The 24,705-nt window shown below is 63.1% G+C and carries 22 protein-coding genes and 1 pseudogene; 15 read left to right on the top strand and 8 right to left on the bottom strand.

Translation table 11 applies throughout. The features are described 5' to 3' along the window. The first annotated feature begins 44 nt into the window (after window positions 1–44). The 3 genes from NKJ01_RS10825 to NKJ01_RS10815 are packed head-to-tail and all read left to right on the top strand — an operon-like array spanning window position 45 to window position 3,495. The gene (locus NKJ01_RS10825) at window positions 45–995 is read left to right on the top strand and encodes an ABC transporter permease (protein WP_352727807.1); all 951 of its coding nucleotides are present in this window, start codon (window positions 45–47) and stop codon (window positions 993–995) included. A 2-nt stretch (window positions 996–997) separates the two neighbouring features. Next, a complete protein-coding gene (locus tag NKJ01_RS10820) occupies window positions 998–1,843 on the top strand; it encodes an ABC transporter permease (RefSeq protein ID WP_352607094.1) in 846 nt (281 codons plus the stop codon). Next, window positions 1,840–3,495: an ABC transporter ATP-binding protein gene (locus tag NKJ01_RS10815; RefSeq protein WP_352727805.1), complete on the top strand. Its 1,656-nt coding sequence runs from the start codon at window positions 1,840–1,842 to the stop codon at window positions 3,493–3,495. The genes NKJ01_RS10820 and NKJ01_RS10815 overlap by 4 nt, the downstream gene beginning before the upstream one ends. 12 nt (window positions 3,496–3,507) lie before the next feature. On the opposite strand, the gene NKJ01_RS10810 is transcribed toward NKJ01_RS10815, so the two are convergent. Further along, on the bottom strand, window positions 3,508–3,984 hold the full coding sequence (locus tag NKJ01_RS10810) for an Lrp/AsnC family transcriptional regulator (RefSeq protein ID WP_352727803.1): 477 nt from the start codon (window positions 3,982–3,984) through the stop codon (window positions 3,508–3,510). Window positions 3,985–4,208: 224 nt separating this feature from the next. On the opposite strand from NKJ01_RS10810, the gene NKJ01_RS10805 reads away from it, so the two are divergent. Then, entirely contained in the window at window positions 4,209–5,534 is a 1,326-nt protein-coding gene (locus tag NKJ01_RS10805) for an NAD(P)/FAD-dependent oxidoreductase (RefSeq protein ID WP_352727801.1), read from the top strand. A 41-nt stretch (window positions 5,535–5,575) separates the two neighbouring features. On the opposite strand, the gene NKJ01_RS10800 is transcribed toward NKJ01_RS10805, so the two are convergent. The 5 genes from NKJ01_RS10800 to NKJ01_RS10780 all read right to left on the bottom strand — a co-directional run bounded on the left by NKJ01_RS10800 (window position 5,576) and on the right by NKJ01_RS10780 (window position 12,301). Further along, the gene (locus tag NKJ01_RS10800) at window positions 5,576–6,943 is read right to left on the bottom strand and encodes an FAD/NAD(P)-dependent oxidoreductase (RefSeq protein ID WP_352727799.1); all 1,368 of its coding nucleotides are present in this window, start codon (window positions 6,941–6,943) and stop codon (window positions 5,576–5,578) included. Further along, window positions 6,940–7,242, bottom strand: coding sequence for a (2Fe-2S)-binding protein (locus NKJ01_RS10795; RefSeq protein WP_023757301.1), 303 nt, complete (start codon window positions 7,240–7,242; stop codon window positions 6,940–6,942). The genes NKJ01_RS10800 and NKJ01_RS10795 overlap by 4 nt, the downstream gene beginning before the upstream one ends. After that, entirely contained in the window at window positions 7,239–9,224 is a 1,986-nt protein-coding gene (locus NKJ01_RS10790) for a hydantoinase B/oxoprolinase family protein (RefSeq protein ID WP_352727797.1), read from the bottom strand. The genes NKJ01_RS10795 and NKJ01_RS10790 overlap by 4 nt, the downstream gene beginning before the upstream one ends. A gap of 4 nt (window positions 9,225–9,228) precedes the next feature. Continuing rightward, window positions 9,229–11,307: a hydantoinase/oxoprolinase family protein gene (locus NKJ01_RS10785; protein WP_352727796.1), complete on the bottom strand. Its 2,079-nt coding sequence runs from the start codon at window positions 11,305–11,307 to the stop codon at window positions 9,229–9,231. Window positions 11,308–11,395: 88 nt separating this feature from the next. Beyond that, a complete protein-coding gene (locus NKJ01_RS10780) occupies window positions 11,396–12,301 on the bottom strand; it encodes a LysR family transcriptional regulator (protein ID WP_352727794.1) in 906 nt (301 codons plus the stop codon). A gap of 116 nt (window positions 12,302–12,417) precedes the next feature. Between NKJ01_RS10780 and NKJ01_RS10775 the strand changes: the two genes are divergently transcribed. The 7 genes from NKJ01_RS10775 (at window position 12,418) to NKJ01_RS10745 (ending at window position 20,840) form a co-directional block, all read left to right on the top strand. After that, on the top strand, window positions 12,418–13,539 hold the full coding sequence (locus NKJ01_RS10775) for an NAD(P)/FAD-dependent oxidoreductase (RefSeq protein WP_352727792.1): 1,122 nt from the start codon (window positions 12,418–12,420) through the stop codon (window positions 13,537–13,539). A 405-nt stretch (window positions 13,540–13,944) separates the two neighbouring features. After that, complete coding sequence (locus NKJ01_RS10770; RefSeq protein ID WP_352727790.1) at window positions 13,945–14,877, top strand: TauD/TfdA dioxygenase family protein; 933 nt, start codon at window positions 13,945–13,947, stop codon at window positions 14,875–14,877. 45 nt (window positions 14,878–14,922) lie between these two features. Then, the gene (locus NKJ01_RS10765; protein WP_352727788.1) at window positions 14,923–16,272 is read left to right on the top strand and encodes an LLM class flavin-dependent oxidoreductase; all 1,350 of its coding nucleotides are present in this window, start codon (window positions 14,923–14,925) and stop codon (window positions 16,270–16,272) included. Window positions 16,273–16,296: 24 nt separating this feature from the next. Next, window positions 16,297–17,145, top strand: coding sequence for an ABC transporter permease (locus tag NKJ01_RS10760; protein WP_023757308.1), 849 nt, complete (start codon window positions 16,297–16,299; stop codon window positions 17,143–17,145). Window positions 17,146–17,180: 35 nt separating this feature from the next. Beyond that, window positions 17,181–18,179, top strand: coding sequence for an ABC transporter substrate-binding protein (locus NKJ01_RS10755; RefSeq protein ID WP_352727786.1), 999 nt, complete (start codon window positions 17,181–17,183; stop codon window positions 18,177–18,179). A 22-nt stretch (window positions 18,180–18,201) separates the two neighbouring features. After that, on the top strand, window positions 18,202–18,966 hold the full coding sequence (locus NKJ01_RS10750) for an ABC transporter ATP-binding protein (protein ID WP_352727784.1): 765 nt from the start codon (window positions 18,202–18,204) through the stop codon (window positions 18,964–18,966). A gap of 320 nt (window positions 18,967–19,286) precedes the next feature. After that, window positions 19,287–20,840, top strand: a complete 1,554-nt coding sequence (locus tag NKJ01_RS10745; RefSeq protein ID WP_352727782.1) for a bifunctional aminoglycoside phosphotransferase/ATP-binding protein — start codon at window positions 19,287–19,289, stop codon at window positions 20,838–20,840. Window positions 20,841–20,874: 34 nt separating this feature from the next. Here NKJ01_RS10745 and NKJ01_RS10740 read toward each other — a convergent pair. Next, window positions 20,875–21,045 (bottom strand): annotated as a pseudogene (locus NKJ01_RS10740) (hydrolase); the annotation flags it as partial. Window positions 21,046–21,398: 353 nt separating this feature from the next. Between NKJ01_RS10740 and NKJ01_RS10735 the strand changes: the two are divergent. From NKJ01_RS10735 to NKJ01_RS10720, 4 genes are all read left to right on the top strand, one after another. Beyond that, window positions 21,399–21,977 (top strand): hypothetical protein, encoded by a 579-nt coding sequence (locus tag NKJ01_RS10735; RefSeq protein ID WP_023757314.1) that lies wholly within the window; start codon window positions 21,399–21,401, stop codon window positions 21,975–21,977. Between the two features lie 2 nt (window positions 21,978–21,979). After that, complete coding sequence (locus tag NKJ01_RS10730) at window positions 21,980–22,327, top strand: hypothetical protein (protein WP_023757315.1); 348 nt, start codon at window positions 21,980–21,982, stop codon at window positions 22,325–22,327. A gap of 622 nt (window positions 22,328–22,949) precedes the next feature. Then, on the top strand, window positions 22,950–23,600 hold the full coding sequence (locus tag NKJ01_RS10725; protein ID WP_352727780.1) for a helix-turn-helix domain-containing protein: 651 nt from the start codon (window positions 22,950–22,952) through the stop codon (window positions 23,598–23,600). Window positions 23,601–23,830: 230 nt separating this feature from the next. Then, the gene (locus NKJ01_RS10720) at window positions 23,831–24,403 is read left to right on the top strand and encodes a cytochrome b (RefSeq protein WP_352727778.1); all 573 of its coding nucleotides are present in this window, start codon (window positions 23,831–23,833) and stop codon (window positions 24,401–24,403) included. Here the strand turns inward: NKJ01_RS10720 and NKJ01_RS10715 are convergent. Continuing rightward, window positions 24,404–24,705: YqaA family protein (locus tag NKJ01_RS10715; protein WP_352727777.1), on the bottom strand; the 302-nt coding region annotated here is incomplete at its 5' end.

The following is a 24,705-nucleotide window of genomic DNA, read 5'->3' as shown; positions in this document are numbered from 1 at the left end:
TTGCGCAACATGGCTTGGCCGAACGCAACCGCAGGAGCGCTTCCATGACATCTGGGGTTTTCAACCTCGTGCTGAAGCGGCTGGCAATCGCGGTCGTTACACTTCTGATCGTTCTGTTCGCCGTTTTTTTCGCCACCAGCATGCTGCCCGGTGACACCGCGTCGATCCTGCTTGGCCAGGCGGCTACCCCCGAGGCGGTTGCCGGCTTGCGCGAGGCCATGCATCTAAACGATCCGGCAATCCTGCGCTTCCTGCGCTGGCTTCTCGGCCTGTTGCACGGCGATCTCGGCACCTCCTACGCCAATGAAATGCCTGTCGCGGCGCTGATCGGCGGGCGCTTCGTCAACACCATGGAGCTTGCCGGCATCACCACGCTGCTCTCGGTACCGCTGGCGCTGACGCTGGGGATCACCTCTGCCATGTTGCGCGGTTCCCTCTACGACCGCACCGTCACTGTCCTTTCGATCGGCGTCATCTCCGTGCCGGAATTCATGGTCGCGACCCTCGCGGTCCTGCTTTTCGCCGTTTATCTCAAATGGCTGCCGGCGCTGTCCTCGGTCAACGAGGCGCATTCGCTGACCGACCTCGCACGCATCTATGTGATGCCGGTGATCACGCTGACCTTCGTCATCTCCGCTCAGATGATCCGCATGACCCGCGCCGCCGTGCTCGAAACGCTCTCCACGCCCTATGTCGAGATGGCGCTTCTCAAAGGCGCCTCGCGCAGCCGCATGGTGCTCAAGCACGCGCTTCCCAATGCACTCGGGCCGATCGTCAACGCGGTTGCGCTATCACTGTCTTATCTGGTCGGCGGCGTCATCATCGTGGAGACGATCTTCAACTATCCCGGCATCGCCAAGCTTATGGTCGATGCGGTCGCGACCCGCGACCTGCCGCTGATCCAGAGCTGCGCGACGATCTTCTGCCTCGGCTACCTCTTGCTCATCACGGTTGCCGACATCATCGCCATCATGTCCAACCCGAGGCTGAGGTGACGATGGCGCGCGCGGCAGCTTCCCGACGGTCCTTCCTAGGCCATAGCTACAATCTCGTGGGCGTCGTGGCCTCGCTGGTCATCGTGGCGTGGACACTGATCGCCATCTTCGCGCCTTCCATCACTCCCCATTCAATCGGCGACATCGTCGACGACGATTATTTCGGCCCGATGCGTCAGGGCCTGTGGCTCGGCTCAGACTATCTGGGACGCGACATGCTCTCGCGGGTGCTGATGGGCGCGCGCTACACCGTCGGCATATCGCTCGCCGCCGTCGTCATCGCCTGCTTCTCGGGCGTGGTACTGGGGATGATCGCGGCCGTCACCGGCGGATGGTTCGACAGCTGTCTCAGCCGCTTCCTCGACGCGATGAACTCCATCCCCAGCAAGCTGTTTGGCCTTGTGGTCGTCGCCGCGGTCGGCTCGTCGATCCCGGCGCTGATCATGACGCTCGCCGTCATCTATATCCCCGGCGCCTACCGTTTCGCGCGGGCGCTCGCCGTCAACATCAACACCATGGACTTCATGACTGTCGCTCGCGTCCGTGGCGAAAGCACCTTCTATCTCATCGGATCCGAAATCCTGCCCAACATCATCCGCCCGGTGCTGGCCGACTTCGGCCTGCGTTTCGTCTTCATCGTGCTCTTGCTCTCCGGCCTGTCCTTCCTCGGCCTCGGCCTGCAGCCGCCGCTCGCTGACTGGGGCGCGCTGGTGCGCGAGAACATCGGCGGCCTGCCCTTCGCGGCGCCCGCCGTCATCGTTCCGTCGCTGGCGATCGCCAGCCTCACCATCAGCGTCAACCTGCTGATCGACAACCTGCCGCAGAAGATCAGGGACAGGGACGCATGACCAATCTCGTCGAGGTCAGGAACTTGCAGATCGAGGCGACGACCGATGCCGGACGCGTCGTCGAAATCATCAAGGGCGTCAGCCTCGACATCGCCGATGGCGAAATCGTCGCCCTGATCGGCGAGAGCGGCTCCGGCAAGACGACGGTGGCGCTCTCGCTCATGGGCTATGCGCGGCCTGGCTGCCGGATCACTGGCGGCGAGATCAATGTCAACGGCAAGAACTTGGCGGCACTTTCCGAAAAGGAACGCGCCAGGTTGCGAGGCACCGTCATTGCCTATGTTCCGCAAAGTGCCGCCGCCTCCTTCAACCCCTCGTCCACCATTATGGAGCAGGTGATCGAGGTTACGCGCATCCACGGACTGATGTCTCCCGAGCAGGCGCGAAGGCGCGCGGTCAAACTGTTCAGGGCCTTGTCGCTGCCGGATCCGGAAGGAATCGGCGCGCGTTATCCGCACCAGGTTTCGGGCGGGCAATTGCAGCGGCTGTCGGCGGCCATGGCGCTTATCGGCGAGCCCAAGTTGATGATCTTCGACGAGCCGACGACGGCACTCGACGTGACGACACAGATCGACGTGCTAAAGGCCTTCAAGTCGGTCATGCGGGCAGGCGGGATAGCGGGTGTCTACGTTTCGCACGACCTCGCTGTCGTCGCCCAGATCGCCGACCGCATTGTTGTGCTCAAGGGCGGAGAAGTGCAGGAGACCGGCACCACGGCACAGATTCTTTCGGCTGCCCAGCACCCCTATACGCGCGAACTGCTGGCCGCCTTCGAACCGAAGCCGCGGCAAGCACATGCGGACACAGATGCCGCCGTGAAGCCGTTGCTGCGCATCGACAATGTGACGGCAGGTTATGGCGCGGTCCGCGATAACGGACTGCCACTCATTCGCGCTGTGGATTCCGTCAGCCTGGTCGTCGAGAAGGGGCGCAACCTCGGCATCATCGGCGAATCCGGCTGCGGAAAATCGACGCTCGCGCGCGTCATCGCCGGCATCCATCCGGCGGCGGCCGGTGACATCGTTTTCGACGGCAAGCAACTGGAGCGCGCCTCGGGGAAACGCAGCCAGGACCAACTGCGCGAGATGCAGATCGTGTTCCAGTATGCCGATACCGCGCTCAATCCGGCCAAGGCTGTGGAGGACATCATTTCCCGGCCGCTGGCCTTCTATCACCGGCTGGACAGGCAGGCGCGCTCGAAGCGCGTCGATGAACTGCTCGACATGGTCCGCCTGCCCAGGACGCTACGCTACCGTCGCCCGTCGGAGCTCTCGGGCGGCCAGAAGCAGCGCGTGAACTTCGCGCGCGCCCTGGCGGCCGGACCCAAGCTCATCATCTGCGACGAGATCACCTCGGCGCTCGACACCGTGGTGGCGGCCGCCGTAATCGAACTGCTCAAGGAGTTGCAGCGCGAGTTGGGCCTTTCCTACATTTTCATCAGCCACGACCTCTCGGTCGTCGAAGCGATCTGCGACGAAATCATGGTTATGTACAATGGCGAACGGGTGGAGCAGATCACGCCCGACAAGCTGAAGGCGCCCACCCACCCCTATTCCAAGCTTCTGTTCTCCTCCGTGCCGAAGCTCGATCCGACGTGGCTCGATGGCCTGGTCCGAGACCCCGAACTGGTCAGCCAGTACGGCCATCGCTGACGAAACGGCAGCTCACCTAGGAAACAGGCTGGGCAACGGTATATGCGCCTTGACGATGGGAGACTTCAGCACCACGAAGCTGAAATACTTGTCGATGCCGATATCCATGTCGGTCAGCCGCTCCATGATCGTCTGGTACTCGGCGATGCCGGCGGTCACGAATTTCATCAAATAGTCGTAGCCGCCCGACACAAGGTGGCATTCGATGACCTGGTCGATCTTCTCCACGACGGCGAGAAAGCGGGCGAAGTCCACTTGGCGATGGTTCTTCAAGGTGATTTCGGTGAACACGGTCAGCGTCTGGCCAAGCTTGCCGATATTGACCTGCGCGGAATAGCCTTCGATGTAGCCTTCCGACTGCAGTTTCTTGACCCGCATCAGGCACGGGCTCGGCGACAGATGCACCAGATCAGCCAGTTCCACATTGGTGATGCGGCCGTTCTTCTGCAATTCGTGTAGAATCTTGATATCGATCCGATCCAGTTTCACGCTCGTCTCCGCAGAACGCACGCCACAGCACAAAATGCTGCCTTGCTCATAGGCATTGACACTACCACAGCCCGCTGGCCTGTCCATCCAAGCGGACAGCGCTTTGAAACGCATCGGCTCCCGATTTCGACCGAGCTGCCGGAATAAAATTCTGCTTCGGCTTCAACTGCGGCAGCGGCTGCCTGCGCGACGCGGTAGATTGGAGCTTCAAGGTAGAGAGGATCATGCGCGCGCCGCTGCAGCAAATCGAGACATCCGGCGAACTGCCGCAATCCGCCGACGCGGTGGTGATCGGCGGCGGCATCGTCGGTGTCTTCGCGGCCTACTATCTGGCCGGGCGCGGTATGAAGGTCGCGCTTGTCGAAAAAGGCCGCATCGGCGCCGAGCAGTCCTCGAGGAACTGGGGATGGTGCCGACAGCAGAACCGCGACGCCCGCGAGTTGCCGATGGCAACAAGAAGCCTCGACCTGTGGGACAGCTTTGCGGCAGAGACTGGCGAAGATACCGGCTTTCGCCGCTGCGGCCTGCTTTATCTCAGCAATGACGAGGCGGAACTGGCCGGCTGGGCACGCTGGCGTGACTTCGCCAAAACGGCCGGTGTCACCACGCACATGCTCGACAGCGCCGAGGCCAGCGAGCGAGGCCGCGCCACGGGCCGGACATGGAAGGGCGGCGTCTTCTCGCCGACCGACGGCACCGCCGATCCGTCGCGGGCCGCGCCCGCGGTCGCCCGGGCCATCCTCAAGCTCGGGGGCACCGTGCACCAGAATTGCGCCGCGCGCGGTATCGAGACCGAGGGCGGACGCCTGAGCGGCGTGGTCACCGAAAGTGGAACGATCCGGACCAAGGTGGCGGTGCTGGCCGGCGGCGCCTGGGCCTCCTCCTTTTGCCACCAATTCGGTTTCCGTTTTCCGCAGGCGTCGATCCGTTCCTCCATCCTGTCCGTATCGCCCGGCGCGGAGGGTCTGCCGGATGCGTTGCACACAGCAAGGATCTCGGCCACGCGCCGGGGCGACGGCGGCTACACGCTCGCCATAAGCGGACGCGGGCGCGTGGACGTGACGCCGCAGCAGTTGCGCTTCTCGTCGCAATTCCTGCCCATGTTCCTGAAGCGCTGGCGCAGCCTCGCACCTGGCGGCCTGCAAGGCATGCGCTCCGGCCACGAAACGCTCCGGCGCTGGCAGCTCGACCGGCCGACGCCGATGGAGCGGATGCGCATCCTCGATCCGGTCCCGGACCAGGCAACAATCCGCCTGACCCACGCGCGGGCGCTCGAGTTGCTGCCGGCACTGCGCCAAACCAGGATCAGCGCGGCCTGGGCCGGCTACATCGACAGCACGCCGGACGGCGTGCCTGCCATCGGCGAGATCGATACAGTTCCGGGTTTCTTCCTGGCTGCCGGGTTCTCTGGGCATGGCTTCGGCATCGGACCCGGCGCCGGGCACCTCGTCGCCGATCTGATGACCGGGTCGCAACCGATCGTCGATCCGCAATCCTATGATCCCAGGCGCTTCGACACTTCGGCCTGGGGGAAGGTTGCCGATTTCTAGATTTGATACAGGCAAACATTCCAGGGCGGCCCGGACCTGCATCAGCCTTCGCGCAGAAAGGCGCCGACAGGCGCCGGGCGAACAGGCGCTTGCCCGCGGAACCGGCCGACAGCGCCAGGCGTACAGCCGGTCTGCGCTGCGATGAGTTCGACGGCAGCCAATTGACAATAGCGCCCCTGGCATCGCCCCATGCCGACGCGCGACAGCGATTTCACCCTGTTCGCTTCGCTGCCGCCGAAATCTGTGCTTTCGCGCAGGGCCGCGGCGGTCACATTCTCGCAGCGGCAGACGACCGCGTCGTCGGGGAGTGCCCGCACCATCGCCGCCGGCCAGGGAAAGGCGCGAGCTAGGCCGCGGGCGAAGCGCTCGAGCCGCGAGAGCTTGCGCAGATCGCCCGCCGTGGAGGGCGCTGGAAATCCAAGATCAGCAAGGCATGCCGCCGCAGCCAGACGCCCCGCGACCTCCGCGCCATCCGCCCCGAGGAGACGAACGCCGTCACCCGCAAGATAGACGCCACTGCCGGCACGCCCCATCCGGTCGGTCTTTGGCAGCCATTGCCGCCACCGCTCATCATAGGTGAAGGCGCATCCCGCCAGGTCGGCCAGATGCGTTTCCGCCCGCAAGTGCCAGCCCATGCCTATCGTGTCGCATGGAGTGAGGCGTTCCCGTCCGCGGGCGTCGCGCCAGCGCATCGCTGTGACACCCTTCCCGTCGGCATCGATCCGTTCGAGCGTCACGCCCGCATGGTAGCGGCCGCCGAGCCTCGCCCGCAGGACCAGACCGCGTAGCGCGACCAACGGCCGGGCGGCAAGGTCCCAGAACCCCTGCATTTGCTGGTGCCAGGAGGAGGTATCCAATACTGCCGCCACATTCCCTCCAGCCTTGACAAGCTGGGCGCCGACCAACGTTAGCAAAGGCCCCGATCCGATCAGGACGATCCGCTGCCCGAGCGCCACACCCTGCGCCTTGAGCGCGATCTGCGCCGCACCAAGACTGTAGACGCCGGCGCGCTGCCAGCCCGGGACCGGAGCGACACGGTCGGATGCGCCGGTGGCAAGGATCAGGCGGTCATAGCTGACTAGCTGCATGCCGCCCTCCCCCAGCACGTGCAGGCGATCTTGCTGCACGGCGATGACCGAGCGTCCCGCGCAATGAGTGAGCCGCCCGTCCGCCGCCAACCGATCGAACAGCGCATGCAGCGCGCGCGCCTTCGCCGCCTCCGACCCGTAGAGCTGCTCCGGGGTGCGGACGAACCCGTCAGGTGCGCGACGATAGATCTGGCCGCCGGCGCGCTGCCCTTCGTCGATCACCACCGGATGGAGGCCCGCATCGACAAGTGCCGCCGCCGCCCTTATGCCGGCTGGGCCAGCGCCCACGATCACGATCCGCGGCGACGGGGCCTCACTCACGGCCAACTCTGCGGCGGCGTGGTGCGCAACCGCATGCCTTCGGCTATCAGGGTTGTGCACGCCCGCAGGCGCGGCCCCTCCTCCTGCCATATCCAGCAATCCTGGCAGGCTCCCATCAGGCAGAAGCCGGCGCGCGGCTCGGGTCCGAACTCGGACATTCGCAAGGCGTGTCCTGACGCCAGCATCGCGGTCAACACAGTATCGCCCGCGAGAGCACTATCGGTCTGCCCGTCGAGAAAGAAATGCACCGCCGCCCGGTCGCGCTCGGCCAGCCGGACGATACGGCCGGTCGTGATCATTCCGCGGCCTCTCGCACAGGGTGAGGACGCGGCAGTTCGGGAAAGCGTTCGCAAACGTCATCGAAAGCCGCCTGGACACCCTCCGGCCCGGAGCGCTCCTTCATACGGCGGAAGATTTCCGTCTTGGCAAAGAACCGCCAATGGATCGGCAGATCCCTTAATATGGCGGTGAGCCGATCATAGGCCGCCGGAGTCCACTGCGCTTCGTAGCCTTCCCGCTCCGCACCGAAATGAAAATGGCCAGCGGACGGCTTGTGCCCCGCGCGCAGCCTCGCGGTCGCCTGCTCGTCGACCTCGCCATCGCGAATGACGACGCCATAGTCGCGCTCGGCAACAATCGGTGACACATAGCCGCGCCGCACATCCTGCGCGACCCGCCAGGCCTCGCGTTCATACGGATCGCCGCGCCCGCCGCCTCCGGCGGAGCGGATATCGAGCACGTCGCCAGGCTGCAGAACCGCGGTGTCGATGTTGCCCAGCCGCCGCTCGTGCTCGGTCCCTGGATTGACGACCATGTCCGACAGGCCGGCGGCCTTGCCGCCCAGCACACCCCATGGACGGAAGAAGCTGCGGTCGCGGTTGCGCGCCGTGATCCTGGAGTCGGGAGCAAAGACGCGGAAGGCCATCTCGGTCGCCAGCCCGCCGCGCCAGCGGCCCGCGCCGCCACTGTCCTTGGCGAGCCCGTATCTGAGGAATTCGACCGGGGTCTCGGTCTCGGTGATCTCGATCGGCGTGTTCTTGAGATAGGCGGCATCGGCGCCCGATCCGTTGGTCCCGTCGCGATGCGGCATCGCCCCGCCGCCGCCCACCACCGGATTCACCGCTGTGATGACGGTCCGGTAGGTGCGCTCGTCCGTGGTCATGACGTTGACGATGCAGTTGTTGCCGGCCGGCGCCGCGGGCAGGCGCTCCGGCACTGCCTGCGAGAAGGCGCCGAAGATGACCGACCGCAGCCGGGCGCAGGTGAGCGAGCGCATGCCGACAGCTGCGGGGTGTATCGGATTCAGCACCGACCCCGTGGGTGCGATGCAGGTGAACGGCCGCGTCAGACCCGTGTTGAGCAGGATCTTCGGATTGAGCGTGTAGAGCACGTAGTAGACACCCACCAGCAGCATGGTGTGTCGCGGGTCGCCGCCCGAAGGCACATTGAGCGAGGAGCCGAGCTGCGGATCGGAGCCGGTGAAGTCGAGCACCGCCTCATCGCCCTTGATCGTCAGTGTCAGCTTTAGCCGGCAAGGATTGGCCTCGACGGAATCCTCGTCGGCATAGTCGCAGAATTCCCATGTGCCGTCGGACATGGCGCGCAGCACGTCGCGCGCCTGCGCCTCCGCATGATCGAGAAGAGCCGCAACGCCTTCAACGAAGCCGGCCTTGCCGAATTTCCTCACCATTGCCTGGACCTTGCGCTCGCCGGTGTTGAGCGCGCCGACCAGCGCCTTGATGTCGCCGATGTTGAGATCTGGCTTGCGCACATTGGTGCTCATGATCCGTAGGATCGTCTCATCGAAGACCCCTTCCCGCACCAGCTTCATCGGCGGAAAGCGGATACCCTCCTGATGAATTTCGGTCAGCGCGCGGCTCAGCGAGGCCGGCACCGCACCGCCCATGTCGGTATTGTGGATGTGCCCTCCCGTCCAGGCGACGATCTCGCCATCGACGAAGACGGGCTTCCACAAATGGGTGTCGGGCGCGTGCGTGGCGACGTGGCCGGAATAGGGATCGTTGGTGAAGGCAACGTCGCCCGGCCGGTAGTCGCCGACCATCGCGATAGCGCGGTGATAGGAAAGCCCCGGATACCAGGTAGCACCAAGCTCCATCGGCACGGCGAAGGTCGCTCCCGAACGATCCATCAGCATGACCGTAAAATCCTGCGTCTCCTTGACGAAGGCGGAGTGCGCTGTGCGGTGCAGCGTATGAGCCATGTTTTCAGCCGCCGCGCGGGCATGGTTCGCGAGAACCTGAAGGTTTGTCCGATCAAACATGGCCTCACTCCGCGAAGGTCAGCAGAAGGTTGAGATAGCGGTCGACCCGTGCATGCGCTCCTGCGGGAATGGCGAAAGTGGTGTCTTCCTGAACGACCACGGCAGGTCCGGCGAATGTGCTGCCCGACACGAGGGCCTGGCGGTCGTGGAGATCGACGGTTTCGACGCTCGCACCGGTGTAGACTGGGACACGGCGCGCCGGGATGGCCGCAACGTCCACTTCTTCGGTCTCCGGAAGCGAGAGTTTCGGCCCGGCGCCTATGGCGGACAGCCTGATATCGACAAGCTCGATCTCGCTGTCCGGGTCGTGGAAATCGTAAAGCCGCTGGTGGGTAAGATGGAAGGCCTGCCCGATGGCGGCAACGTCGCCATCTGTCAGCCATTGAGGCGAAAGGACGACTTCGATCTCATAGCTTTGGCCGAAATAACGCATGTCGCAGGAGAGAGTGAGTTCCGCTGCCGAGTCGTGCCCCTGCACCGCAAGCCAGCCGCGCCCCTCATGCGCGAGCGCCTCGAACGCCTCGCGAATTGCCGGCAGCGTAGCGCCCGACAATGGGGTGAAGACCGTGCGGATGAAGTCGCCGCGCAGATCCGCCACCAGACCGCCCAACGCCGATACCACGCCAGGACGGCGCGGCGCCATGACGCGCTTCATGCCGAGCTCGCGGGCAAGAAAGGCGCCGAGCATCGGGCCGCCGCCGCCGAAAGGCATCAGCGTGAAATCGCGCAAATCGACACCGGCGCGCGAAGCAAGCTTCTCGACCTCGACGAACATCTCCGACACCGCGATGTCGAGTATCGCCTGCGCGGTCTGCTCAATGGGCCGGCCGAGCCCGGCGGCAAGGTCGCCGACCGCACGATGCGCCAGGCCGGTATCGATTCTGAGCTGGCCATAGGCCATCTCGCTGTGACCAAGCCATCCGCACACCACCATCGCGTCCGTCACCGTCGGCCGCTCGCCGCCATGCCCGTAGCACGCGGGTCCTGGCGTCGAACCGGCCGATTCCGGTCCGACCCGCAGCACCCCCTGCGCATCGACACTGGCGATGGAGCCGCCGCCGATACCGATCGAGCTCACCGACACGGAGGGGATATGGAGCGGAAATTCGCCGATCAGCTCGCCTGTCCCGAATTGCGGCTCGCCGTCGATGATGAGAGCGAAGTCGGCCGAGGTTCCGCCAATGTCGAGGGTAAGGATCTTGTCCTCTCCGGCCTGACGCGCCAGCCACGAGGCGCCGATGACGCCGGAGGCAGTTCCCGACAGCAGCATGTTCACGCAGGCGCGCTTGCCTTCGGCAGCATTCATCAGTCCACCGTTCGACTTCGTCAGCATGGGGCGTGCCGGCACGCCGTGGTCCTTCAGCCGCTCTTCCAGCGCCGTCAAATAGCCCGAGACGCGCGGATGGACATAGCCGTTGAGGATGGCGGTCGAGCTACGCTCATATTCACGGATGACCGGCCAGACCTCGGCCGAAGAGAAGACGAATAGCTCGGGCGCAAGACGCGCGATCGCCGCCTTCACCGAGGCTTCCTGAGCGGCGTTGCGCCAGGCATGGAGGAAAGACACGATGATACCTTGCGCCCCGTTCGCCTTTGCCAGTGCCACCGCTGTTTTTACCGCCGCCATGTCCGGCGCCTGGGATTCGCTCCCATCGGCACGCATGCGGGCCGGAATGCCGAAAACCATGTCACGCGAGATCAGCGGCTCCGGCCGCGAGCAGAAGAGCGAATACATGTCCGGCATTCGCAGCCGCGCCAGTTCGATAACGTCCTCGAAGCCGGCATTGGTGAACAACGCGAGCGGTGCGCCCTTGCGCTGGATGATGGTGTTGATGCCAATGGTCGTACCGTGCACGAAGCGCATCATGCGGGTCGGATCAAAGCCTTCGCGTTCGGCAAGAAGCGTGAGGCCCGTGATCAGTTCGGCACCCGGATCTTCCGGCGTCGTCAGCACTTTCAGCGAGGCGACCCGTCCGGTACGGGCTTCCAGCGCGCAGAAATCGATGAATGTCCCGCCGATGTCGACGCCGACCTTCCAGTCGGCTTCGTTTTGCGCCTCATCCACCGCGATGGCACCATCCATGATGCGTCCCTTCCTGTCTGCCATCCAAAGCTGACATGACAGGATGGCGAGGTCCAAGACGTATGAAGACGAACCATATAAGTATTGCTTATGCCCTTGCCTTGTCACCGCCCAGCACGAGAGAGCAGGCCGCACGGATTTGGTCGCGCATCATCTCATCGGCCCGCGAAAGAGCCCGCGCGCGCGACGTCAGCAGCGCGATCGGAAACTCGGGGCCTGCCGCGAGCGGCCGGACGGCAATCCCGGCAAACTGATGCCAGGGCAGCAACGCGTCGACCAGGGCGATACCCAGGCCGGCCTGGACGAAGCCGACCGCGGAGATCGACACGTCGATCTCGAGCGACGGCAAAAGCGCCACACCCTGCGCGCGGCCAGCGTGAGCCAACTCGTCGGCGGGACGGGTGTTCCCGCGATACGATATCAAGTCCTCGCTGGCGAGATCGGCGAGCGTCAACTCGGTCTTCCCGGCCAACGCATGCCCGGTCGGCAGCAGGCAGGCGAAGCCGACGCTGCCGATCACTTCCGCCTCGATGTCCGGAGGCAGCCGGTCGTCCATGGCCACGCCGAGGCTGACGTCGCCGGCACGCAGCATGTCGATGATCGCGGCGATCGGAGCCATATGAGACCGCAGCAGTATCTCTGGATACTGCGCCCGGAATCCGGTGAAGGCGCGCGGCAATATCGCCATGGCGGGCGGCGGCGAGGCCGCGACCCGCACCAGCCCGGTCCGGCCAAGACGCAGGTCGGTAGTCTTGCGGCGCAAGCCCTCCAGCCCCGCCGACAGCCTTTCGGCATCGGCGAATATCTCGAGTGCCTCGGGCGTCGGCCGCAGCCGGCCCTTGACGCGCTCGAACAACGTGAAGCCGAGTTCATCCTCGGTGTGGATGACGATCTGGCTCAAGGCGGGCTGGGAGATGTTCAGCATCCGGGCCGCGGCAGTCACGGTGCCCGCGCGCATGACGGTGATGAAGACTTCAAGCTGCCGGGCCCGCATTGCCACTCCATAGGTAGAGCTTATGGCTTCTGTCCAAACGCATCTTTGACGCAATGCCGCGGCGCGAACAAGATGGGCACATCCAAGGATCAGCCGCTCTGCACTAGGAAACGACTATGGATGTGATCGTGCTGGGCGGCGGGCTTATGGGAACGGCTTCGGCCTATTTCCTTGCTAGGCGTGGCGCGCGCGTAACGCTGGTCGAGCGCAACCGGATCGGCACCGGCGCGACAGTCGCCTCCTTCGGCAACATCCGGCGTACGGGGCGCCATCTGTCCCAGCTTCCACTCGCCCACCGCTCGCTCAGGCTGTGGGGCGAGGCCGAAAGAATGCTTGGCCGTGACGTGGAATTTCGCGCCACCGGTCACATCCGGCTGATCTTCGATGAAGGAAGCCTTGCCGACATGCGGGCCTATGCGCAAGCCGCGCGACCGTGGGGGCTCGAGTTGGAGGAACTCCACCCACGCGAGATTAGCGCGCGCTTTCCCGGACTCGGTCCCGAGGCGATCGCGGCGTCATTCTCGCCGCAAGATGGCAGCGGCAATCCGCGGCTGATCGCGCCGGCCTTCACCGAAGCTGCACGCAAGCTCGGCGCCGAAATCGTCGAGGAAGCCGAGGTCGACAACATCACGCACACGGGCTCCAGTTTCCTTGTCGCCAGTTCGAAAGGTGCATTCGCCGCCGATTGCTTGCTCAACACCGCCGGAGCCTGGGGCGCGCGCATTGCCGCACAGTTCGGCGAAGAGGTACCGATCGACGCCCGCGGTCCGCAGATGGGTGTTACCGAGCCGCTGCCCCATCGGATTCTGCCGGTGGTGGGCATCTGGACGCGCAACAAGGAGCATGGCGCCTATCTGCGCCAGGTCGAGCGGGGCAACATCGTCTTCGGCGGCGCGGCCGAAAGAGTGTCGGTAAGCCTCGATCCAGGCCATGCGGTCGCCGATCCCATGCGCCTTCCGTCGCAATTGCGCGCCGTCGCGCGGCTGCTGCCGGCAATCGCCCGGGTCGCAGTCATCCGCACATGGTCCGGCTGCGAGGGCTATATCAGGGACATGCTGCCGGTCATGGGGCGCTCGGCGACGACGCCGGGCCTGTTCCACGCCTTCGGCTTCAGCGGACACGGCTTCCAGCTCGGCCCGGGCGTGGGCGACGCCATGGCCGACCTTATCACGACCGACCGTTGTGAAACGCCGCTCGGCGATTTCAGGGTCGATCGATTCAACCATGGCGCCGGATGAACTGTGCTTTGGGCAAATGCTGCCGCCGGCAACGTCTGCGGTTGCCTTGCCTTCTCCAGCCTTCGCTTCGCACCTCAGACTAAGATTAGGTTGTCAGCCGGTTTCAGTTGCCTTGCTCGGTTCAACCTTAAGCCCGTGCGCCGGTCGGCTTGGCATCTCAGCCATCCTCTTCGCGCTTTATCGACTGAGAATTTTCAATAGCAGAGTAAAACACGCAATTTGGTTTCTCTATAGAATTTGTAGAATGACTACTCTGTCGTCGTCGTGACTGCGACTGACTTTTCCAAGAGCCGATAGGACCGAACCATTATGCCCAAGAATATCGGCCAGTTCCTCCCTACGCCGGCAGGCCATCGGCCAGTTTGAGTACTCCCCAACCAACGCTCAATTCGCCTGGAGATTACCATGACAAATCCCGATCTCACCAATGCAGCCGCACTGGAACTGCACGTCACGCCACTCACAGCACGTGTCGGTGCAGAGATCCGCAACGTACGTCTATCCGGTGACCTGCCACATGCCGTCGTGGTGGCGATCAATCAGCTTCTCCTGCGCCATAAGGTCGTGTTCTTCCGTGACCAGGGGCACCTTGACGATGCCGAGCAGGAACGTTTTGCCCGACAGCTCGGCGACCTCGTTCCGCATCCGACGCAAGGGCCTGTGGTCGGCACAGCGTCGATCCTCGAACTTGACTCCAGCCGCGGTGGCGGGCGCGCCGACCAGTGGCATACCGACGTCACTTTCGTTGACGCCTATCCCAAGTTCTCGGTCTTGCGCGGCGTGGTTATTCCGTCGGCTGGTGGCGACACGATCTGGTCAAACACGGCCACAGCTTATGAGAGTTTGCCGCCAACGCTGAAGCGTTTCGCGGACGATCTTTGGGCCGTTCACAGCAACGCCTATGACTACGCCGCGGTGAGACCCCGGGCGACCGAAGCCGAAACAAAACACTTCGATGAGGTGTTTACTTCCACGATTTACGAGACCGAGCATCCCGTTGTCCGGGTGCATCCGGAGACCGGGGAGCGCACTCTCCTTCTGGGCAATTTCGTGCAGCGGTTCGTTGGCTTGTCCAAAAGCGACTTCCATAGGGTCTACGAGTTGTTCCAATCCTACGTTACCGTCCCTGAAAATACTGTCCGCTGGCGTTGGCGAGCGGGGGACGTGGCGATCTGGGACAACCGGGCGACGCAGCACTACGCCGTCAATGACTACGGCGATCAGCGCCGGGTCGTGCGCCGCGCCACTGTCGACGGCGACGTGCCCGTTGCAGTCGACGGACGGCGCAGCGTCAGCCGTACGAAATCAGCCAAGCCGGCGAGGATCAAGGCCGCCTGAGCAGAGCGAACCTCCTTCAACTCCATGCGACAAGGGGAACTGACGATGCGCAGAAAGATCAAGCTTGGCGCCTTCCTGCCTGGTGGCGGACAGCATATTGCCGCCTGGCGCCATCCCGACGCGCCGGCCGACGGCGCCACGAGCTTCGAATTCCATAAGCAGCTTGCATTGACCGCCGAGCGCGGCCTGTTCGACGCTTATTTCCTCGCCGACAATCTGACGGTCGGGCTTGGCGCGCGCGAAGGCGGCAATGCCAAGATCGCTGGTTTCGAACCAGTGACGCTGTTTGCCGCGCTGGCGCCGCTCACCACACATCTCGGCTTCATCGCCACCGCGTCCACCACCTATGAGGAGCCCTATACACTGGCGCGCAAATTCGCGTCGCTTGATCTGTTGTCCAACGGCCGTGCCGGCTGGAATGTGGTGACCTCGGCCGGCGACGAGACCGCCCAGAACTTCAACCGCGATGTCCAGCCCAACCATGCCGACCGCTATGCCCGGGCGCATGAACATGTCGAAACCGTCAAGGCGCTGTGGGACAGCTGGGAGGACGACGCCTTCATCCGCGACAAGCAGTCGGGCCGCTTCTACGACAAGGACAAGCTGCACGACGTCAATCACAAGGGGGCGCATTTCAGCGTCAAGGGCCCGCTCAACGTGCCGCGCCCGGTGCAGGGGCATCCGGTGGTGGTGCAGGCCGGGCAGTCCGAGGATGGGCGCGGGCTGGCCGCGCATTCGGCCGAGGTGATCTTCACCGCTCATCAAAAGCTCGAGACGGCACAAGAGTTCTACCGCGACATCAAGGCGCGCGTGGCGGGCGTCGGTCGCGATCCCGACCAGGTGCTGATCATGCCTGGCGTGGCACCCTTCGTCGGCCGTACCGAGGACGAAGCCCGCGCCAAATATGAGCAGTTGAATGGTCTCATCCTGCCCGAGGACGGCATCGCCTTGCTCAACGCGCTGGCCGGCCAGACGCTCGACATCACCGGCTATCCGCTCGACGGACCGCTGCCACCGAGCAGGGAAACGGAAGGCATGAAGAGCCGTCAGGCGCTGATCCGCCAGATTGCCGACGAGCACAACTTCACGATCCGCCAGCTCTATCAGTGGGTGGCGACGGCACGAGGCCACTACACAGTCATCGGCAGCGCCACCCAGGTGGCCGATCAACTGGAAGAATGGTTCACCAATGAGGCGGCCGACGGCTTCAACATCCTGCCGCCGTGGCTGCCGGGCGCGCTCGACGATTTTGTCGATTTGGTGATTCCGGAGCTGCAGCGCCGCGGCCTGTTCCGCACCGCCTATGAAGGGCGGACGCTGCGCGAGAACCTTGGCCTCCGACGTCCCGAAAACCCGTGGACATCAGCTCGCTCGACCGTGCTGGCCGCCGAATAACCCTCTGAAGCGAAGGGCAAGACGATGACTTTGCAGAACGTCGAACAGCCGACCGTCATCGGCACGCACGGACACCGGACCAACATCGGTATCGATTTGCTGCGCCTCGGCAATTTGACCGCAGGCCGCTTCCTGTCACGTTACGGCGTCCTCGTGGGGTTTCTGGTGCTGTGGCAGGTGGCGAGCAGCGCCGGGTGGGTGAATGCCGCTGTGCTGCCGCCCATCGACATGATCGCTGCCGCTCTGTGGAAAGGGCTCGCTGGCGGCGCCTTGCTCGGCGACATCGCCATCAGCCTGCAGCGTGCCGGCATTGCCTTCGCAGCAGCCGTCGCGGTCGCCATTCCGCTCGGTCTGTTCATGGGCCAGGTGCGCGCGGTCGAAACCGCGCTCGACCCGATACTGCAGCTGTTCCGGCAGACCTCGGCGCTGGCGCTCTACCCTGTGTTCATCCTGCTGCTCGGGCTGGGCGAAACCTCCAAGATCTTTGTCATCTTCTGGGCGACACTGTTTCCGCTGCTGCTCAACACCACCAGCGGCGTCAAGGAAGTCGATCCGAAGCTGCTCGAGATGGCGCGTGTCTACGGCGCGACGCGGCTCACCGTGTTCCGCCGCGTCGTATTGCCCGGCGCCGTGCCGTCGATCTTCGTTGGACTGAGGCTCAGCGCCACCACGGCACTGCTGCTGTTGATCGCCTCCGAAATGATCGGTGCCAACAAGGGGATCGGCTTCCAGGTGATGAACGCGCAGTACAATTTCCAGATCCCGCTGATGTTCGCGGCGATCGTCATCCTCGCCAGCCTCGGCCTGATCGCAAACCAGGTTCTGGTTATCCTCCAGCGGCGGCTGTGCCGCTGGAGCAATCCCGTCAACTGAGCAACCCTTCCTCTCATCCCAGGAAAGACCGGATCATGAAAATCACGCGCCGTTCCCTGCTTGCAAGCGCTCCCGTTGCCGCCGGCATCATCGCCGCCGGCCTGCCCCGCTTCGCTTTTGCGCAAGCCACAGCCGTCAAATTCCGCTACCTCGCCAGCCGCGGCAGCATCTCCCCGCATGAGCTCGCCGACGAGCTCGGCTACTACAAGGACCTCGGTGTCGAGCTAGAGAATGTCGGCTACGCCACCGGCGGCCCGGAATCGTTGTTTGCCCTTTCCTCCGGCAGCGTCGATCTCGGTTCGGCAGCCACGGCCGCTGTGATCAACTCGATCTCCGGCGGCAACGACTTCGTCGCCGCCTATCCGAGCAACGGCATCAACAAGGACGTGAAAAGCGTCTTTTACGTGCTTGCGGACAGCCCGATCAAATCGATCGCCGATATTGCCGGCAAGACCATCTCGGTCAACACGCTCGGCGCCCATCTCGACTATACGGTACGCGAAGCACTGCACAGCGTCGGTCTGCCGCCTGACGCCGCCAACCTCGTCGTCGTACCTGGTCCACAGCTCGAGCAGACCTTACGCTCGCATCAGGTCGATATTGCTGGGCTCGGCTACTGGCAGGCAACTTTCGCTGGCGCGCTGGTCGCCAATGGCGGCGTGCGCGGCGTGTTCAACGATACGGACGTGCTGGGCGAACTCGCCGGCGGCTTCGTCGTGCTGCGGCGCGACTTCATCGCCGCCAACCCGGCAGCTGCCCGTCACTTCGTCGAACAGTCTGCCCGCGCCGCCGATTGGTCGAGGCAGAACCCGGACGAAGCGCGCAAGGTGCTCGCCAGCATCCTCGACAAGCGCGGCGAAAATGGCGACCTGGCGCGTTACTGGACCGGCTTTGGTCTGCGCGAAGGGGCACAAGCGACCGACCGCGACATCGACTTCTGGGTCAGCGTACTGGAGCGGGACGGCCGCCTGGCCAAAGGCAAACTGAAGGCCGCCGACATTCTGTATCGGCGCGGCGAAACCAAGACGAACTGACTGAGATGGACTGGGGACTGAAATGACTGGCACCAACCGCGGCGGCGAGGTCTCGATCCGCGACCTGTCGAAATCATTCACACTCGGCGGACGTCAGCTTGCCGTTCTGCGTACGCTCAACCTCGATGTCCGTTCCGGCGAATGCCTGGTCATCGTCGGCGCCAGCGGGTCGGGCAAGACCACGCTGCTGCGCATCCTTGCCGGGCTGGAGGCCGCCGACAGTGGCCGTGTCGCGATCGACGGCAAGCCGGTCGACGGTGTCGGCGCCGAGCGGGCGGTGATCTTCCAGGAACCGCGCCTGCTTCCGTGGTTGACCGTACTCGGCAATGTGGCCTTCGGTCTCGAGGTGCGGGGCGTCGCGAAGGCGAACGCCGAGGAGAAGGCCCGCTTCTACATCGAGCTCGTCGGTCTCGCCGAATTCGCCGACGCCTTTCCCCGGCAGCTTTCCGGCGGCATGGCCCAGCGCGTCGGCATTGCCCGGGCGTTGACGGTGCAGCCCGAGATCCTGCTGCTCGACGAGCCGCTAGGCGCTCTCGATGCCATGACCAAGATCGGCATGCAAGAAGAACTGGCTCGCATCTGGAGCGAGGAGAACGTCACCATGGTCATGGTCACCCATGATCTGGAAGAGGCGATCTATCTTGCCGACCGGGTGTTGATCCTGCCTAAGGAGAAAGGCGGTGCGGCGCGGTTGATCGACGTCGACCTGCCACGTCCGCGCGAGCGCAGCCAAACCAGGTTCATGCGCTATCGCGAGGAATTGTTGCGCGAGTTCGGCCTGCATTGACCAAGCCCCTTACAGGGTACAAGATTCGCACAATTCCCTCGGCAGTGACTGATCTTTGACAGACGTTCCACAGTGCCAATTGTGCAGGCGCGTTTTCGCGGTGAGCGACGGCCGTACCACGGTGCCGGAGCGTGGCGATCGCGACATGCCGGTCTGGGGGCGTTAATTCCTCCTGGCGACACCAGGAAAAACGGCCAAAACGCTGGAGAAATCGTCACCACGGAACGTATCCATGCGTTGGCTGGTTATGTCCAGACGCTGCAGCACTAGCGCGCTGATGCGGAACGCCGGCGCGCGACACCGGCACAAAGGAGGCAGACATGATCGTTGAAGACCAGCAAGCCGCTGTCGCTTTTCTGCTCGATCCTGCTTCATATGACACGGCCGGGTCGGTCGAGGCGATCGAAACTCATATCTCGCTTATTTTTCTGGTCGGCCAACGCGCCTACAAGATGAAACGCGCGGTCAAGTTGCCATATGTCGATTTCTCGACGCCGGCGCTCAGGCTGGCCGCTTGTGAGAAAGAGGTGGAACTCAACTCGAAGACCGCACCCGGACTCTATCTGGGCGTGCGTCGCATCACACGCGAGGCCAACGGCGAACTTGCGTTCGATGGCGCCGGCCGAATGGTCGACGCGGCGATCGAGATGGTCCGCCTCGATCAGTCGAAGCTTCTCGATCAGATGGCAACTGGCGGAGAATTGTCGCCGGCGCTGATGACCGCGGTTGCCCGCATGATCGTCGGCTACCACCGTACCGCCCCGACGATCCACGATGGCAGCGGCTCATCCAACCTTTCGGGCGTGCTGGACATCAATGAGGCCGGCTTTGCGACCAGCCATGTTTTCACAAAAGTGGAGATCGAGACTTTTGCCGAGGCCTTCCGCACCGCCCTCGCGCGCCATGCCGGATTGCTCGACCGCCGGGAAGCAGCCGGCAAGATCCGCAGGTGCCATGGTGACCTGCACCTGCGCAACATCTGTCTTTTCGACGGCGAACCCCGCCTCTTCGATTGCATCGAATTCAACGACCAGATCGCCAGCATAGATATACTCTACGATCTCGCCTTCTTGTTGATGGACCTCTGGCACCGTGGCTTTCCGGACTTCGCCAATCTGGTGATGAACCGCTATCTCGACGAGGCTGACGACGAGGATGGCTTCATCCTCCTGCCCTTTTTCATGGCCGTTCGAGCCGCGGTGCGCGCGCATGTCACCGCAACGCAGGTCGAGGAAGGCAGCGACGATTCCGAAAAACTGATTGCCGAGGCCAGATCTTATTTCGAACTCGCTCGAACTCTGCTCGTACGCGGGCCTCCAAGGCTGATCGCAATCGGTGGCCTCAGCGGTTCGGGCAAGACGACCATTGCAGAGGCGCTCGCCGCCCATGTCGGCGCGCCGCCCGGTGCCCGCATCGTCGAAAGCGACCGCGTCCGCAAGGCCATGCACGGAGTGCCGGCCGAAACCAGGCTGCCGGATAGAGCCTATCGACCAGAAGTTTCCGACCGCGTCTACCGCGAAATGGCATGGCGGGCCGGCCTGATCCTTGCGGAGGGTGGATCGGTTGTCGCTGATGCCGTGTTTGACAGGCCCGCCGATCGTGAACTTATCGAGAAGGCGGCACGTGACAGGGGCGTGGCTGTCGCCGGATTCTGGTTGGAAGCGGATCCGCTTGTTCTCTGGCAACGGGTCAGCGAGCGCAAAGGGGGTCCCTCCGACGCCACCATAGATATCCTCTCGCGACAGTTACGGAGAAATGGCACTCAATCCACCTGGCGCAAAGTCGGCGCTGATCGGAAGCCTGCCGATATCGTCGCGGAGTTGAGGAGGTTCTCCGATGGCGATGCCTCCGAAACCCTGCGCACGGCCTCCTGACGGGAAGGTGTTGGACAAGAGGTCGCGCGAGGCGCCCGAACTGCCCGCCCATGTTCATCCGTATGTGCATGACGCCGCGGTTCATGGCATTGACGAATCGTCTGTCGTTGAAATGCAGTTCCTGACCGTCCCAACCCTCGGGACTGAACCTGGGGCAGCAGCCGCTGGTGTTGACGCCGGCGTCGTACTGAGCATTCGTCTGCATTGCCTGTCCTCAATTGAACCGCCATCCGACGGGCAATGATCCCCGGCCATCATTGATCTCCGTCAACATCGATGCGCATGCCTTTGCCGTTGCGGTTGGCCAGGCCGTCGCTGAAAGGGCAGAGCCTGTTGCCGCTTCCCGGGGGAGTGATCCCCGGTGAGCAGATCGGCGATCGGGCCGGTGTTTCGCGGATTGCCAGCCCCGCGATCCATCCTCCAAATCGTCATCAGTATTGCTCAAGTACAGCTGCTAATCCCTGCCATTGACGACGATCATCACGAATTGATCCTGATCAAAGCGGAAATGCCCCAGGGGTTTCTAATCGAAACCATGTCGACGTAGGAGGTGACATCATGGAAATCTCTTTTCGCGATCTTATGACAGTGTTCCACGGTATGGGTTTTGGGGCGCTTTTTATGCTGGCGTTTTCGGCAGCGCTTGCCGAGCTCTATCGAATGTCCGCGCCTGGAGCCGCGTCGGTCCCAACCATCAGAGAACACAATCTGCTTTTGCTTTACCTCTCGGTGATGGTCGTCCTTGCCTGGGGTGCGGTACTGTCGGGTGCTTACATTGTATACCCATGGTACCGGGCGGTCGTGCCCGAAGGGGTTACCGATCTGGCCGATTACCCGAAGTTCCTACTGACCTCCAGCCCGAAGACGTCCGCGTGGCACAGCTTGGGCATGGAGTGGAAGGAACACGTGGCTTGGCTTGCCCCGATTGCCATGACCATGGTCGCCTATGTCTTTGCTAAATACGGGCCGGCTTTGGCAAAGCAGAAGCAAATCCGCACTGCCGTCATCGGCTTTGCCGTCGTTGCTTTCGTTGCAACAGGAGTCGCGGGAGCCTTTGGAGCGTTTCTCAACAAGTACGCTCCAGTACGTGGTGGCGCAATGATCGAGATCATCGCTGGTGAACAGGAGGGCCAATAGTCATGGCCAATATCACGCCTATCAGGACTAAAGAGGTTCCCAATGGTCCAGGTGCGGCCGCCATCCTGGCCGCCGGAATTGGATCTGCCGCGATGGGGATATTCGCCTTGGCCGGCGATGCGTTTACATCCCTCAATCACTTCTTCACGTTCTACAAGCCAACCGGTGGCCTGTCCGGCGTCTCGACCAGCGCGGTCGTCGTGTGGTTGGTTGCCTGGTTCATCCTTTCGCGCAGGTGGGGCGAAAAGAACGTGGAAATGGTAAAAGTCGTCTCTGTTTCCTTCGCCTTGTTGGCGGTGGGTGTATTGCTGACGTTTCCGCCTGTCATGGACCTGATCCAGGGCAAGTAGAAAGAAACGCACCTGAATTGGCGCGCATTTGGTCCGTCGAAAGCGGGCCAAGTTCGCGCGAAGTTCAAGCGCTTCATAGAAAACAGATGGCCGCTACGCCAGGGCGCATTCTTGCCGAGACGATGAATGGATCGCGTTCGCTGACGCGCTCTCAACCAGTCGTGTTTACTCTGGTGTTCTATCAACGCGCATCAAAGCGGCTGCCGCCCTTGTGCCTCGACGGTTTTTCAACCGTCCGCCGCTGGCGCTCGGCCAAGCCTTAGGCTCATGCGTTATCCGGCAGTCTCAAACGATGACGCGGATGGCTCGCGCTTCAGTTTTCAAATCGCGCTTCAAGTTAGCCGGCGCCCGCCGCTGCGGGAGTGCTGGCGTGCCTGTTGATCGGCAATTTCGAGCTTTTGCAATTCCAAGGCTAAAGGCTTTCAATGACGCGCCGCTGTGCGGGATCGGCCTCGCTTGCGAGCAAATCCTGGAAATGGGCGATGTTGGCGCGGTGCAAGTACCATTCACCGGCACTATTCCGGCCGCGGCCTAGGTAGTTTCCCGTAGGGATATAACCGAATTTCACGACATCTCGATTCGCGCGATTGCTGTGTCACCGATCAAGCCGGGAGAAACAGCCATGCACGCCTATCCGACCTCCAGAATTTTGGTGCCGTCACGGCTCGCCATGCCTACTCTGGCGGAGACCGTTGAAGCTACAGCGCTGCAGCCACTCAGCTTCTATCCCGCCGGCGCGGAAATCTACGCCCAGGGCGAGTCGGCCGGGGCCCTCTACCAGGTGGAGTTCGGCGCTGTCCGTATCTATCGCCTGCTTGCCGATGGCCGCCGGCAGATCAGCGCCTTTCACCTGGCTGGAGAGACATTCGGCTTTGAGGCCGGCACGACGCATCATTTCTTCGCCGAAGCGATCAACGCCACCAGTGTTCGGGTTTTCCGGACTGCCTCGGGGGGCGTGGACATATCCCGCCAGCTGCTGCCGTTGGCGCTTAAGGGCCTGACGAGAGCGCAGGAACACCTGTTGGTCCTCGGGCGCCAGAATGCCATTGAACGCATCGCTGCATTCCTGGTCGATATGGCGGAGCGGCAAGGCGGATTGCAGCAGGTCGAGCTGCCGATGTCGCGCATGGACATCGGCGACTACCTGGGCCTCACCATCGAGACCGTGTCACGCGTCTTCACGCGACTGAAGGACAAGGGCGTCATCCGCCTGCTCAGCCTGCGCAGCATCGAAATCGTCAGGCAGGACGTATTGCAGATCATGAGTGAATGAGGGTGGTCTTGCGGGCATGATTGTAGACGGCGCGCAAGGCATGCACCCATTGGCGATGTAGGCACCCTCTGCTTGGTGAGCTTCTAGTGCCGTGCGGTCACGAGGGAAGGATCATTGCTCGGCTTGGAAAGCAATTCGTCCGGCCAATCGGCCATCCGCTCGACATGATCCAACGCGTCATGCGAGCATTTGACAATCGTCGGGCCTCAAATTTGAGAGTGAATCCTCGCTTGCGCTGGCATTTCGGCATTCGTCTTCTGCATTGGCTAACTGTGATCGCGCTCGCGGCGCAGATCGCCATTGCCTTCGGACCGATGAACGGGCCCGGGATGGCGATGATGAACTGGCTTCCGCTCCACATGTCGATCGGCGTGACGATCCTTGCCATCATCGTCCTCAGGCTTTGCTGGCGCATTCTCACCCGGCCCCCTGTCCGACAAACTTCACGGCCCGTGCGATTTGCGACTTTGTTCTTCCACGTGCTTCTCTACGTCACGATTCTCGCCGTCCTGATGACGGGATGGTTGGGCTACCGGCCAATGCCATTCATGCCTCCCGCACGGCTTTTCGGAGCTTTGCCCGTGCCGCTCGCGCCTTCCGTCGGCGCGGCAAGGACTTTCGCGTTCATCCACGCAAAGCTAGTCTGGATACTGCTTGGCTTCGTCGGCGTTCACATCCTGGCTGCGTTTGTGCATTTTGTCCTGTTTCGCGATGATGTCATGCGAAGCATGTTCTTCGGGAAGTCGAACACCGCTTCGCGGCAAGAGAACGTGCGGCTTGCGGTCGACGACGAAGCCGGCTGATCACGCCATCGCCCACAATCCTCCCGCAATGATCACCGCATAGCGTGCGGCCTTGCCTATTGCGACAAGAACAACGAACACCCCAAGATTCACACGTGCCGTGCCTGCCGCAATGGTGAAGGCATCTCCGACAACCGGCAGCCAGGCGAATAGCAGCGTCCACGCGCCAAAGCGTCGGAACGTCTTGCTTGCTTGTTCATAACGGTCGGAACTTACGGGAAACCAGCGCCTGGTTCGGAGCGTGTCGATGCCACGTCCCAGAATCCAGTTCACCACGGAGCCGAGTGTGTTGCCGACTGTGG

Origin of the sequence: Mesorhizobium sp. M0276, from assembly GCF_040321755.1 — a bacterium.
Lineage (GTDB): Bacteria > Pseudomonadota > Alphaproteobacteria > Rhizobiales > Rhizobiaceae > Mesorhizobium.
This window is presented reverse-complemented; position numbering and strand designations above follow the sequence as displayed.